Genomic DNA, 13,780 nt, shown 5'->3' on the forward strand with positions numbered 1-13,780 from the left:
GTGTGGCCTGCGGAGGCTGGATACGGGCGGCTCCGTGGCGCAGAGGATCGCACAACTGATGTCATCAGGGCGAGAACTCTAGACGGGCCGGCGACGCGTCGGTTTGGAGCGTCCGGGTCGTGCCGGGGTCGTCTGGCGGGTCTTCACGGGCGCGCGCCGGCCTTCGGGCACCCCGCCCGTCCCCGGCGGCTGGAAGCTCGGCACCAGATGACGCTTGCCGTTGCCGATGAGATCGGAGCGGCCCATGTCTTTCAGCGCCTGACGCAGCAGCGGCCAGTTCTCGGGATCGTGATAGCGTAGAAAGGCTTTCTGCAAGCGGCGCTGACGCATCCCGCGCACCACAGGGACCGACTCGGAGTTCGGCGAGACCCGTTTCAGCGGATTGCGCCCGGTGTGATACATGGCGGTGGCGATCGCCAGCGGCGTGGGCAGGAAGGACTGGACCTGATCGAGCCGCAGCTTGTGGCGCTTGAGCCAGACGGCGAGATTGAGCATGTCGACATCGGTCGTCCCCGGATGCCCGGCGATGAAATAGGGGATCAGATACTGCTCTTTTCCGGCTTCGCGTGAATAGCGGTCGAAGAGTTCCTTGAAACGGTCGAAGATGCCGATGCCGGGCTTCATCATCTTGCTGAGCGGCCCGGATTCGGTGTGCTCGGGCGCGATCTTGAGATAGCCGCCGACATGGTGCGTCACCAGCTCGCGGATGTAGGCCGGCGAGCGCATGGCCAGGTCGTAGCGCAGACCCGAGGCGATGAGCACGCGCTTGATGCCGGGCACGGCGCGCGCCTTGCGGTAGAGCTGGATCAATGGGCCGTGATCGGTGTTGAGATTGCGGCAGATGTCGGGATAGACGCAGGAGAGCTTGCGACAGGCCGCCTCGATGCGCGGATCACGGCAGCCGAGACGCCACATGTTGGCGGAAGGCCCCCCGAGATCCGAGATGGTGCCGGTGAAACCGGGCGCCCGGTCGCGCACCTCGCCGATCTCGCGCAGGATCGAGTCCTCGGAGCGGTTCTGGATGATGCGTCCCTCGTGCTCGGTGATCGAGCAGAAGGTGCAGCCGCCGAAACAGCCGCGCAGGATGATGACCGAGTGGCGGATCATCTCCCAGGCCGGCAGCCGCGCCTCGCCATAGCTCGAATGCGGACGGCGGGTGAAGGGCAGTTCGTGCAGCCGGTCGAGTTCGGAACTGGTGAGCGGAATCGGCGGCGGATTGAGCCAGACTTCACGCTCGCCGTGGGCCTGGACCAGGGCGCGCGCGTTGCCCGGATTGGTCTCCAGATGGAACACGCGCGAGGCATGGGCATAGAGCACCGGATCGTCGCGCACCTGCTCGAAGGACGGCAGCCGGATCACAGTCCGGTCACGCTCGGCGCGCGGCGTCGGAACGACGACCGGCACGCCCTCGGCCCGCTGCTCGCAGCGCGGGTCGTCCTCATAGGGATCATTGTGGAGCTTGAGCGGTCCGGGCGTGTCGAGCTGGGTCGAGTCCAGCTCCGTCCAGTCCTCGGGCGCCCCGCCACGGTGCATGAAGGCGGTGCCGCGCAGGTCGCGGATGGTCTCGATCGGCTCGCCGCGCGCCAGACGGTGCGACAGCTCCACGATGGCGCGTTCGGCATTGCCGTAGAGGAGCAGATCGGCCTTGGAGTCGACCAGCACCGAACGGCGCACCGTCTCCGACCAGTAGTCGAAATGCGCGATCCGGCGCAGACTGGCCTCGATGCCGCCGATGACGATGGGAACGCCCTTGTAGGCTTCGCGCGCGCGCTGGGCGTACACCGTCACCGAGCGATCGGGTCGGCGTCCGGGTTCAGCGTTCGGCGTATAGGCGTCGTCGGAGCGCGCGCGGCGGTCGGCCGTGTAGCGGTTGACCATGGAGTCCATGTTGCCCGCCGTGATGCCGAAGAACAGATTCGGCCGGCCGAGACGCCGGAAATCGTCCGCCGAGGTCCAGTCCGGCTGCACCAGGAGTCCCACCCGAAAGCCCTGCGCCTCCAGCAAGCGGCCGATGATCGCCATGCCGAACGAGGGATGATCGACATAGGCATCCCCGGTGACGATGACGATGTCGCAACTGTCCCAGCCGAGCAGATCCATCTCGGCGCGCGAGATCGGCAACTCGGGCGCGGTGCCGAATTTATGGGCCCAGTGTTTGCGGTAGGAGAAGAGATCGGGGGCGGAGTGCATCGTTGTCTGGAGCGTCGAACGGAGATCGGAACCACATTGTAGCGCCAAGACGGCGGCTGGACCCGTTGGGCGCAATCATCGAAAATGCCCGCTCGAATCGACTGGCTTTTTCATCCGCGCGTCGGCTGCCGTTGCCGTCGTTGCAATCGAGGGTAATGACGTGGATTTGGCAACCCTGTTGGGATTGGTTGGCGCCATGGGCGTCATGATCGGCGCGATCGTGTTGGGCGGCGATGTCATGGTCTTCGTCGATATCCCTTCGATCGTCATCGTGTTCGTCGGAACCGCCTTCGTGGTGCTGTTCCGAACCACATTCGGTCAGTTTCTGGGCAGCTTCAAGGTGGCGCTCGGGGCCTTCCTGAACAAATCGACCGCGCCCACGGCACTGATCGAGGAGGCCGTGGCACTGGCCAACATCGCCCGCCGGGAGGGCTTACTCGCTCTGGAAGGCAAGCAGATTTCGCATCCCTTCCTCCAAACCGGCATCAGTCTGTGCATCGACGGCCATCCGCCCGAGGTGGTGCAGAAAGTGCTGAGCAAGGACATCAATCTGGCCATCCAGCGCCAGGAGGCCGGTTACAGCGTCTTCAAGGCCACGGCCGAGGTCGCACCCGCCATGGGTATGATCGGCACACTCATCGGTCTGGTACAGATGCTGGCCAATATGTCCGACCCCAAGGCCATCGGCCCAGCCATGGCTGTGGCGCTCCTGACCACCCTCTATGGGGCGGTGCTTGCCAATGCGGTCGCCACTCCGATCGCTGAGAAGCTCAAACTGCGCAGTGGCGAGGAAAAGCTCGCCAAGACACTGATTCTCGAATCTATTTCAGGAATTCAGGAAGGCTTGAACCCGCGCGTTTTGGAACAATTGCTCATGACCTATCTGCCGGAGCACCAGCGCCAGAGCAGTAAGGATTAGTCACACTCAGCTTTGCTCCCATGAGGTCGATGCCATGACCGAAGAATGCGAATGTCCCGACCCGCCAGCCGGCGCCCCCGAATGGATGGCCACCTTCGCCGACCTCATGTCGCTGATGATGTGCTTCTTCGTGCTGCTGCTGTCGTTCTCCGAGATGGACGTCATCAAGTACAAACAGGTCGCCGGCTCGCTCAAAGCCGCCTTCGGCGTCCAGCGCGACATCCCGGCCCAGGAGGATCCGCTGGGCACCAGCATCATCATGCAGGAGTTCTCACCGGCTCAGCCGCAGCCGACCGTGATCAACGAAGTCAGGCAGCAGACCACGGACGAGTCCAAGCGTTTTCTCGAGATCCTCGACCCGGCGGTCGAGGATGCCCAGGACAAGGCCGAAGACCTCAAACAGGAACTCAAGAAGGAGATCGCCGAGGGTCTGATCGAGATCAATACCATCGACGATCAGGTCGTCATCCGCATCCGCGAAAAGGGTTCCTTCCCTTCGGCTTCAGCGCGAATCGATACGCCCTTCAAAGCGGCACTGATGAAGATCGCCGAGGCGCTCAACCAGGTCGAGGGCCGTATCCTGATCGCCGGACATACTGACGATGTCCCCATCGAAACGCTCGAATTCCCATCGAACTGGGTGCTCTCGGCCGCGCGCGCGGCGGCCGTGGCCCACACCATGACCCAGGTGGGCGGTATCGCGCCCGAGCGTGTCGAGATCCGTGCCCATGGCGACAACCGCCCGGTGGATACCAATGAGACCACGGATGGTCGGGCCAACAATCGGCGGGTGGAGATCATCGTGCTCGGCGAGCGCAGTGAGCAGACTCTGCTCGAAAATAACGCCGACACCCGCGATGGCGGCAGTCCCTAGGTGGAGAGAGCGAATGACTAACGACGAACCAGTCCAGCCGGATGCGCTGGAAGAAGAGCATGATCGCGATCGGCGGCGCTATTTTCGCATCGAGGATCGGGTAGGCCTGCTGCTCGTCCCGGTCGATGCGGCACAAGAGGCCCAGCTGATCGAGAGTCTGGAGGCACCCAGTTCGCGTGCTGGTCTGTTGAACGATCTGCAGGCCATCCGCGACCGCCATCTGCCCGAGCGCCGCACACTGGAATACAAGTTCCCGACCGTGGCGGCTTATGTCAAGGTGATCGAGAGCCAGATCGAGGCTCTGGCCCAGGCGATCGGCGATGGCGAGGGATTTCCGAATTCAGCCGACACCGAGGTCTGCCTCAGTGCTCAGGGGCTGGGGTTGCATTGGCCCGAGACCATCGACATCGACGGTCGGGTCGAACTGCGCCTGACACTCTTCCCCGATCGTGTTCATATCCACACCCTCGCACGGGTGGTGCGCTGTGATGACGAGGGCGATCGCGGATATCGCCTCGCGCTCGACTTCACGCATCTGCGCGAGGCCGATCGCGAGGCCATCATCCGGCATGTCTACCGCTTGCAGCGTCTCCAGCTCCAGGCACATGCCGAGGAAGCCTTCGAGGCACGCTACCAGCAGTACTCGCTAAAGCTCAAGGACAAGCCCAAGCCCAACTAGGTCGCCGCGCGATCATCCTTTTCGGTGGTGACGCCACCAGAGGTGGTCGCCGCCGGGCGCATCCGCCCACGGATCAGCACGAAGAACAGCGGGACGAAGAGCACGCCGAGCATCGTGGCCGCGACCACACCGCCGAGCACACCTGTGCCGATGGCGTTCTGCCCACCGGAACCGGCGCCCGTACCGAGCGCCAGCGGCAGTACGCCGAAACCGAACGCCAGCGAGGTCATGACGATCGGCCGGATACGCATCCGTGCCGCTTCCAGTGCCGCGCTCAGGGCATCACGTCCTTCTTCCTGAAGCGTCTTGGCGAACTCGACGATGAGGATGGCGTTCTTGGCCGAGAGCCCGATCGTCGCCAGCAAACCGACCTGGAAATAGATGTCGCTCGGCAGCCCGCGTCCGAGCGCGGCGACCACCGCGCCGAGCACGCCGATCGGCACCACCAGCATGACGGCGAAGGGCACCGACCAGCTCTCGTAGAGCGCCGCAAGCGCCAGGAACACCACCAGCGCCGAGAGCGCATAGAGCGCCGGAGCCTGGGCGCCGGCTGCGCGCTCCTCATAGGAGATCCCGGTCCACTCCAAGCCGATGCCGGGCGGGAGTTTCCGGGCCAGTTCCTCGACCGCGACCATGGCCGCGCCCGTACTCAGACCAGGGGCGGCCTGACCGAGGACTTCGGCCGAGGGCAGACCGTTGTAGCGCTCCAGACGCGGCGAACCATAGGTCCAGGTTCCGGTCGCGAAGGCCGAGAAGGGCACCATGTCGCCATCGGCATTGCGCACGTACCAGGCGTTCAGATCCTCCGGCAGCATCCGATAGGGTCCGTCGGCCTGGACATAGACCTTCTTCACCCGTCCCTCGTGGACGAAGTCATCGATATAGGCGCTGCCCCAGGCCATCGAGAGCGTGCGATTGATGTCGGCCAGCGACAGCCCGAGCGCGCCGGCCTTGGTGCGGTCGACCTCGACCTGATACTGCGCCTCGTCCTCGCGTCCGTTCGGGCGCACGGCGATGAAACGCGGATCCTGCATCGCCATCCCAAGGAACTGACCGCGCGCGGCGGCCAGCACCTCGCGCCCGGCACCGGCCTTGTCCTGCAACTGCACGTCCCAACCCGAGGCGGTGCCCAGTTCGATGACCGCCGGCGGCGGGAAGGCGAACACGCGCGCGTCGCGGATGCGCGAGAAGGCCATCATGGCGCGTCCGGCCACCGCCTTGACGTGCAGATCGGGCCGCTGACGCTCCGACCAGTCCCTGAGCTTGACGAAGCCGATGGCCATGTTCTGGCCCTGACCGGCAAAGCTGAAGCCCGAGACCGTGATGAGCTCCTTGACCGCTTCCTTCTCGTTCTCCAGGAAGTGCTTCTCGACCTGCTTGAGCACCTCGCGCGTGCGTTCGAGCGTAGCCCCCGAAGGCAACGTAGCCTGGATGATGAGGATGCCCTGATCCTCGTCGGGCAGGAACGACGTGGTCATGCGCTCATGCAGCACCACCAGGGCACCGACCAGGATCAGATAGACGCCCAGGAAGATCCAGCGCCGGCGGGTGATACCGGCCACGCTCTTGCCGTAGACCGAGACACTGCGTTCGAAGTTACGGTTGAACCAGCCGAAGAACCCGCGACGCGGCCCATGCGGCATGGGCTTGAGCAGCGAGGCGGCCAGCGCCGGACTGAGCGTGAGCGCCACCACCACCGACAACAGCATGGCCGAGACGATGGTGATCGAGAACTGCCGATAGATGACCCCGGTCGAGCCGCCGAAGAAGGCCATGGGCACGAACACCGCCGACAGCACCAGGGCGATGCCGACCAGCGCGCTGGTGATCTGATCCATGGATTTGCGCGTCGCCTCCTTGGGCGGCAATCCATCTTCGTGCATCACGCGCTCGACGTTCTCGACCACCACGATGGCATCGTCGACCAGCAGACCGATGGCCAGCACCATCGCAAACAGCGTCAGGGTGTTGATGGTGAAGCCGAAGGCCGCCAGGATGCCGAAGGTGCCGAGCAGCACCACGGGCACGGCTATGGTCGGGATGAGCGTGGCGCGGAAGTTCTGCAGGAACAGATACATCACCACGAACACCAGGATCACCGCCTCGAAGATGGTCTTGACCACCTCACCGATGGAGATGCGCACGAAGGGCGTGGTGTCATAGGGGAAGACCGCCTCCATCCCCGGCGGGAAGAAGGCCGAAAGCTCGGTGATCTTGGCCTTGACCGCGTCCGCCGTCTGCAACGCATTGGCGCCCGTGGCGAGCCGGATCGCCATACCGGCAGCCGGACTGCCGTTGTGACGCGCCATCTTGCCGTAGCTCTCGCTGCCCAGCTCGATGCGGGCCACGTCGCGCAGATGCACGGTCGAGCCGTCGGCCTGGGTGCGCAGCCGGATGGCGCCGAACTCATCGGGCGTGTTGAGCCGGCTCTGGACGTTGACGGTGACGTTGAGCTGCTGACCCTGGGGCGAGGGGATCGCGCCCAGTTGACCGGCCGAGACCTGAGCGTTCTCGGCCTCGATCGCCGCGACCACGTCCGACGGCGTCAGGCCGTACTGGTTGAGCCGGTTGGGGTCGAGCCAGATCCGCATGGCGTACTGGGCCTCGAACAGGGTGATCTCACCCACGCCGGGGACACGGCTGATCGGGTCCTTGACCAGACTGGCGGCATAGTCGCCCAGATCAGCGTTGGTCAGGCTCCCATCGCGCGAGACGAAGGCCACGACCATCAGGAAGTTGCGCACGGATTTCGCGACCTGGATACCCTGGCGCACCACTTCTTCCGGCAGCAGCGCGTTGGCCAGTTGCAGCTTGTTCTGCACCTGCATCTGGGCCACGTCGGGATCGACGCCGTTCTCGAACGTCAGGGTGATGGTCGAGAGTCCGTTCGACTCGCTGGTCGAGGACATGTAGCGCAGACCGTCGAGACCGTTCATCTGCTGCTCGATGACCTGCGTCACCGAATCCTCGACGGTCTGGGCCGAGGCACCCGGATAGGTGGCGCTGATGGCGATCGCCGGCGGCGCGATGCTCGGATACTGCGAGACCGGCAGGATGCGGATCGACAGCAACCCGGCCAGCATGATGACGATGGCGATGACCCAGGCGAAGACGGGTCGGTCGATGAAGAAACGGGCCATGATGGGGTGCTCGGTGGTCGGTTAGTGAGTCGTGCCGGGACCGGACGCCGCCGCAACGGCCCCGGACGGCTGATCGTCGAGCACCACGGGCTGGGCCTGACCGCCCGGACGCACCTTCTGAAGACCGTCGATGATCAACCGATCGCCGGGCGCCAGGCCCTCGTCGACCAGCCAGTCGCTACCCAGTGCGCGATCGGTCTTGAGCATCCGCTGCTCGACCACACCCTTGGCGTCGAGCACCAGGGCATAGGGCCGGCCGCGCCGGTCGCGCTGCACGGCGCGTTGAGGTGCCAGGATGGCCTCGGGGCGCGTGCCCTCCTCCACCCGAGCGCGCACGAACATGCCGGGCAGCAGGACGTGATCGGGATTGGGGAAGGTCGCGCGCAGTGTGACCGCGCCCGTGCCCGGATCGACGCTGACTTCGGAGAACTCCAGCCGGCCGGCGAGCGGATAGTCGCTGCCGTCCTCCAGCACCAGGGTCACACGCGGCTGATCGCCGTCCGGACGCTGGAGACGCCCGTCTTCCAGTGCACGGCGCAGACGCAGAAGCTGGGCGCTCGACTGGGTGAGGTCGACATAGATGGGATCGAGCTGTTGGATGGTGGCCAGGGCCAGTTCCTGATTGGCCGTCACCAGCGCGCCCTGGGTGACGACCGAACGCCCGATGCGTCCGCCGATCGGCGCCGTCACCCGCGTATATTCCAGATCGATGCGCGCACGCGCCAACTCGGCCTCGTCGACCGCCACACTCGCGGCCGCCTCCTTGAGCGCCGCCTCAGCGTCGTCGAAGTCTTCCTGGCTGACCGCCTTGGCCTTGAGCAGATCGGCATAGCGCGTGGCCTTGAGCCGGGCGCGCTCGAAGGTCGCACGTGAGCGATTGAGCGCGGCCTGGGCGCTGTCATAGGTCGCCTGATAGACGGCCGGATCGATCCGGTAGAGCACCTGTCCCGAGCGAATCAGCGCGCCCTCCTTGAACAACCGCTCCTTGATGATGCCGCCGACCTGGGGTCGCACCTCGGCGACCCGATAGGACGCCGTGCGGCCCGGTAGCTCGGTGGTCAGGGTTGCCTCGCGCGCCTGGAGCGTGACGACTCCCACTTCGGCTGGCGGGCCGCCAGGGCCGCCCGGCCCCCCGCCCGGCGGTGCCGAGCGCTCACAGCCGACGACGGAGAGTGCCGCAACGAGCACGCACAGCCAGGCACCGGCCTGCTGCCGAGGGATCAGGGGGTTCATGGGCAACCTCGAGAGAGCACTAGGATTGTATAGAACGTTCGTTCTAGAATGATCATTCAATCTAGACATTCGAGGCCGCGACGTCAAGTGCGGAGGCGTGCCTCCACAGCGAGAACGAGGAGCGATCCCCGCATGACCCCGACGACCCGACCCGACCCAGAACAGACGCGCGCCCAGACGCGCCGACGTCAGATCCTGGATGCCGCCGCCATCTGTTTCGCGCGCGAAGGCTTCCACGGCACCAGTATCGCCGCACTCTCCAAGGCGGCGGGGATGAGTCCGGGGCACATCTACCATTTCTTCGAGAACAAGGAAGCGATCATCGAGGCCCTGGTCGAGCGCAAGCTGGAGCAGTCGCTGGAGATGGTGAGTCAGTTCGAGAACGCCGAGGACGTCTTCCAGGCGCTGATCGATCGCGTCGACATCGGGCTGAACGAGAAGACGGATCTGGACAACGCGGCGCTGGAGCTGGAGATTCTGGCCGAGGCGGCGCGCAACCCCAGGGTCGCGGCCAGCGTGCGTGCGGCCGACCGCATCAAGCACGAGCGCTTGATGGGCCTGCTGCGCAGCGTGCGACGTGCGCGCGGCTTGACGCACGACAGCGATGCCGCCGCCGTGACCGAAATCCTGATGGCCCTATTCGATGGACTCGCCGCACGGGCCATCAACCATCCTGATCTGGATCGCGAAGCCTTGATTCCCCTGATCCGAATAGCGCTGCGCACCTTCATCGAAGGCCAATAGCGCGGCCCCGCTTTCCGGTTCAGCCGTGTTCGTCCCCACAAACCACGCGCCCGGCTTCACAGCTGGAAGCGCATGGCGTGTCCCCTCAGCTCGTCGGCCAATTCCGACAGTCCGTGACCAGCCTGTTCGAGTTCGGTCATGCTGTCACGGGCCTCGCGCGTCCCTCCGCTGATCGAGAGGATGCCGCGACTGATCTCGACCGCGACCGCCGTCTGCTCCTCGGCGGCACTGGCGATCTGGGTCATGGTCTCCGAGATCCCGTCGACGGCTGCGGTGATCGCCTGAAGCGACTCACCGGCCCGGCCGGCCGTGGCCATGGAGTCGCCGGCTCCCTGCTGGCTGCGGTTCATCTCGCTGGCGGCCTGTTGTGCGCTGTGCTGCAATCGCTTGACCATGGCCTCGATCTCCTGGGCCGAGGACTGGGTACGCTGCGCCAGGGTCCGGACCTCATCGGCCACGACCGCGAAACCGCGCCCCACCTCGCCGGCACGCGCCGCCTCGATCGCGGCATTCAGCGCCAGCAGATTGGTCTGGCTGGTGATGGCCTGGATCACGTCAAGGATCTTGCCGATCTCCTGACTGTCGCGCTCCAGCGACCGGATGCTCTCGCCGGACTGGGCGATACGCTCGGCCAGAGCGGACATGGAATCAATGGTCTCGGTCACGGCGAGCCGGCCTTGATCAGCGAGCCGCTTGGAGGCACGGGTGGATTCGGCCACCGAAGCGGTATTACGCGCCACCTCCTCGACCGAGGCCGTCATCTCCTCCATGGCGGTGGCCACCTGATCGGTTTCCTGGTGCTGACGCTGCGCCACCTCGCGGACCTGTGCCAGATTGCCCGACATCTGGCCGGTTGCCGAGGACAGCGTCATGGCCGAGCCGGTGATGCGCTCGACCAGGGAGCGTAACTCAGTGACCATGCGATCGAAGTCGCGCGCGATGGCGCCGATCTCGTTCGGGACATCGAGATCCGTGCTGGCGGTGAGATTGGAATGTTCGACGATGCTGTGGATGGCGCGGCGCAAGGCACCGAGTTGTCCCGTGATGGAACGGTGAAACAGCCAGCCGAGCGCTACAACCACGACCAGCGCCGTGAGCGTGAACGCGATGGCCACGCTCGCCGAGGTCTGGTAGAGGGCGTGGGCGGCTTGCTGCTCGTCATGCGCCACCTCCAGTTGCAGATCGACCAGCTCGTTGAGCTTGGCGCTGACGGGATCGATGCTGTCATAGAGCGGACCATCGAACTCGTGCAGCTGCTCGGCCATGTTGCCGCGCTGCCCCTCCAGGCGGCGCATGACCGCCGCGATCGCCGCATCGGCGCGCGTGAAGCGTTGTTCGGCTTCATCGGCCAAAGCCGCCTCCCGTGGAGAGAGGCGGGTCTGGAGATAGGTCGACCAACGCGCGTGGATGCGTTCCTGGGCCTGGCGAATCCCGTCCAGCGCGTCCTCGGCGCTCATCCGGCCGGCATTGGCCTTGTTGACCGCGTCGATGATGAACACCGCATAGTCATCCGCGATCCCCTTGAGTCCCTGCAAGGGAACGACGCGATCCAGGTAGATGCGATCGACGCCTTGGTCGACCTGCCGCAATGCCGCAGTCGCAACCAGGCCGATCAGCACCATGGAGACACTGGGGACCAAGGCCAGAAGGATCAGTTTGGTGCTGATGTTGGCGCGTTCGATGAGTCTCACGTCCTACTCCTTAGCAGTGTCGATGAGCGTCATGATGACGGCAATCCCATCGTTTGGTCAGATCCCGAAACCGGCTGAAACCAGACCCGATCGGCTGGACGCGGTCAGTCGTTCCAGTAGAAGGACTGCTCGATCGCGCCGCTGGCCGGTATCTCGATATCGCGCGTCTGGACCTGACCGGCGTTGTCGACGCGCAGGACATAGCGTCCGGGTGCCAGGCTGGCATAGAACCAGGGGCCTTGGGAGACGGCTTCGAGCAGAGTCGGACCGGCGGCATCGTCGATGCGCACCCGGACGTCGGCCAGATAGGAACCTGAACCGGCGACGGCGAAGAGCAGGCGCAGGTTGAATTTGGATTTGACCTCCTGCATCTCGGTACGCTCGGAGAAGCCGATGCCGCCACTGATGTAGGGCACACCGCCGGCCACGTCGGTTGCAGGTGCGGGCGCTGGAACCGGAGCCGGAGCCGGCATCGGTGCGGGCTGAGCCTGAACGGGCGCGGCCGGTTCAGCGGGCAGAATGGCGCCGCCCGGCAGAACGGTCCCTGGCGGCAACAACATGCCTTCCTGAAGCACCGTACCCTGGGGAAGCTGGACCGCCGCCGGCGGTTGCTCGCCCGCAGGCGCGACGGCCCATTCGGTCCTCAGCCCCTGCTCGACCGGTGCGGGAGGAGCCGATCCGTACTGGGCCAGGACACCCGTCGGCAAGGTCAGCGCCAGCAACAGACCAAACCCGGGGGTCTTGTCGATTCGTGTCATGAAGTACCTCTCAGGTTTAATTCCGATGATCCGAAACCGTGCATCGAGGATAGTGCATTTTCGTCAGTCCGTCCCCGAGGTTCGACCACTCCAGCGACTCGGGAACTGACTCTCGATGACACCCGAGCGATGCAGGATGGCGATGCCGAGTACATGGCCCCGATAGCTCGCGATGACCTGTCCCGGCGGGTTGGCGGCCAGTTGCTCGGGCGTGGGCGCGAAGATCTCGCGGCGCAGATAGGCATCGCGCTGCTCGCGGCTGAGTTCCAGCCGAAAGCGCGTCACGTCCGGCCCGATGAGCAGCGCCCCGCTGGTGGTGGGCTTGGGCGGGCGGACGTTGGTGCGATGGAAGAAGATCCCGCGTCCCTCGGCCGGCGGCACGGCGGGCGGCGCGTGATCGGCGGCCATCAGGTGCAGACCGCGCCTGGTCTGGCGATTGATGCGGTAGCGGCTCCAGTAGTCATCCGGCAGTCCGTATTTAGACAACAGACCGTCGAGCCATTCGTCATGCTCGCTTTCGGCGAGGGTGGCGAGTTCGGGTTCCGGCTCGGCCGGAAGTCCGGCCTCCTTCTCCAGCAGTGCGATGAAAAAGCCGCCGGTGTCGTTGCGGTGGGGCCAGAGGCGCCGGCATCGCGCCAGCTCGGGCGGCAGCGTGCGGCCCAGCCACTCGGTCACGCCGGGCGCGGCGTCGAAGCCGGGGATGTCGACGGTCCTCAGCCGCACCCGGCCCTCGCACTCGGCCAGAATGTCGGCCACCACCAGCTCGTTCTCCTCAGGCGCGAAGGTGCAGGTCGAATAGAGGATCAGACCGCCCGGCCGGCAGCGCTGCACGGCCTTGCGCAACAGGGCGCGCTGGCGCGGCCCGAGCCGCTGGGAGCCGGCCGGATCGTGCCGCTGCAACAGGGACGGATTGCGCCGGATGGTGCCCTCGCTGGAACAGGGCGCGTCGAGCAGGATGCGGTCGAACTGACCGCCGGCAGTCGGCCAGTTGCTGGCGTCGCTCTGGGTGGTGGTCACATTGAGCACACCGAGCCGGTCCAGATTGCCTTGGAGCGCCTTGATGCGGCCATAGGAGATGTCGTTGGCGACGACCGTGCCCCGGTTGTCGAGCGCAAAGGCAATCTGGGCGGTCTTGCCGCCGGGCGCGGCGCACATGTCGAGCACGCGCTGACCGGGCTTGAGGTCCATGAGCGTGACCGGCAGTTGCGAGACGGCCTCCTGCGCATGGGCCAGACCCACGCAGTACCACCACTGCTGACCGGCCCGGAACGCGGGCGGCAGATTCAGAGCGTTGGGCAGACCCTGGATCGGTTGCGGTGACAGTCCCTGCTCGACGAGCAGCTCGGTCAGCGCCTCGACCGAGATCCGCGCCGGATTGGCCCAGAGCGCGACCGGCAACGGGCGGCCGAGCGACTCGGCAAAGGCGTCCCAGTCGTCGACTAGATCGCGATAGCGTCCGAGCCAGGAGTCGGCGATCTGATCCGGCGTGGGGAGCGAGGCCGCGCTGGAGCGGGCGGTGCGTTGGTTCATACAGAGAGTTCCTGAAACATCG

Annotated in this window: 10 protein-coding genes; 4 read left to right on the forward strand and 6 right to left on the reverse strand. The window is 65.6% G+C overall.

The annotated features are described in order from the left end of the window. Positions 1-78 precede the first annotated feature (78 nt). Positions 79-2,190: a YgiQ family radical SAM protein gene (locus tag ALVIN_RS14060; protein ID WP_012971991.1), complete on the reverse strand. Its 2,112-nt coding sequence runs from the start codon at positions 2,188-2,190 to the stop codon at positions 79-81. Positions 2,191-2,350: 160 nt separating this feature from the next. Here ALVIN_RS14060 and pomA point away from each other — a divergent pair, with 160 nt between their 5' ends. Genes pomA through ALVIN_RS14075 form a run of 3 tightly spaced genes read left to right on the forward strand, consistent with a single transcriptional unit; the run spans position 2,351 to position 4,662 of the window. Further along, positions 2,351-3,109 carry a flagellar motor protein PomA gene (gene pomA / locus ALVIN_RS14065; protein ID WP_012971992.1) on the forward strand — a complete coding sequence of 253 codons (759 nt, stop codon included), beginning with the start codon at positions 2,351-2,353 and terminating at the stop codon, positions 3,107-3,109. Between the two features lie 34 nt (positions 3,110-3,143). Beyond that, entirely contained in the window at positions 3,144-3,983 is an 840-nt protein-coding gene (locus ALVIN_RS14070) for a flagellar motor protein MotB (protein WP_012971993.1), read from the forward strand. Between the two features lie 13 nt (positions 3,984-3,996). Further along, positions 3,997-4,662 (forward strand): PilZ domain-containing protein, encoded by a 666-nt coding sequence (locus ALVIN_RS14075; protein WP_012971994.1) that lies wholly within the window; start codon positions 3,997-3,999, stop codon positions 4,660-4,662. Here ALVIN_RS14075 and ALVIN_RS14080 read toward each other — a convergent pair. Further along, positions 4,659-7,802 carry an efflux RND transporter permease subunit gene (locus ALVIN_RS14080; RefSeq protein WP_012971995.1) on the reverse strand — a complete coding sequence of 1,048 codons (3,144 nt, stop codon included), beginning with the start codon at positions 7,800-7,802 and terminating at the stop codon, positions 4,659-4,661. The genes ALVIN_RS14075 and ALVIN_RS14080 overlap by 4 nt on opposite strands. 21 nt (positions 7,803-7,823) lie before the next feature. Further along, a complete protein-coding gene (locus tag ALVIN_RS14085; protein ID WP_012971996.1) occupies positions 7,824-9,035 on the reverse strand; it encodes an efflux RND transporter periplasmic adaptor subunit in 1,212 nt (403 codons plus the stop codon). 132 nt (positions 9,036-9,167) lie between these two features. On the opposite strand from ALVIN_RS14085, the gene ALVIN_RS14090 reads away from it, so the two are divergent. After that, on the forward strand, positions 9,168-9,779 hold the full coding sequence (locus tag ALVIN_RS14090; protein ID WP_012971997.1) for a TetR/AcrR family transcriptional regulator: 612 nt from the start codon (positions 9,168-9,170) through the stop codon (positions 9,777-9,779). Positions 9,780-9,835: 56 nt separating this feature from the next. Here the strand turns inward: ALVIN_RS14090 and ALVIN_RS14095 are convergent, their stop codons facing one another. From ALVIN_RS14095 to ALVIN_RS14105, 3 genes are all read right to left on the reverse strand, one after another. Beyond that, positions 9,836-11,470, reverse strand: coding sequence for a methyl-accepting chemotaxis protein (locus ALVIN_RS14095; protein ID WP_012971998.1), 1,635 nt, complete (start codon positions 11,468-11,470; stop codon positions 9,836-9,838). A 104-nt stretch (positions 11,471-11,574) separates the two neighbouring features. Then, positions 11,575-12,228 carry a hypothetical protein gene (locus ALVIN_RS14100; protein WP_012971999.1) on the reverse strand — a complete coding sequence of 218 codons (654 nt, stop codon included), beginning with the start codon at positions 12,226-12,228 and terminating at the stop codon, positions 11,575-11,577. Positions 12,229-12,291: 63 nt separating this feature from the next. Then, complete coding sequence (locus ALVIN_RS14105; RefSeq protein ID WP_012972000.1) at positions 12,292-13,758, reverse strand: RsmB/NOP family class I SAM-dependent RNA methyltransferase; 1,467 nt, start codon at positions 13,756-13,758, stop codon at positions 12,292-12,294. Positions 13,759-13,780: the final 22 nt, after the last annotated feature.

The sequence above is a fragment of the Allochromatium vinosum DSM 180 genome (assembly GCF_000025485.1).
Taxonomy (GTDB): Bacteria; Pseudomonadota; Gammaproteobacteria; order Chromatiales; family Chromatiaceae; genus Thermochromatium; species Thermochromatium vinosum.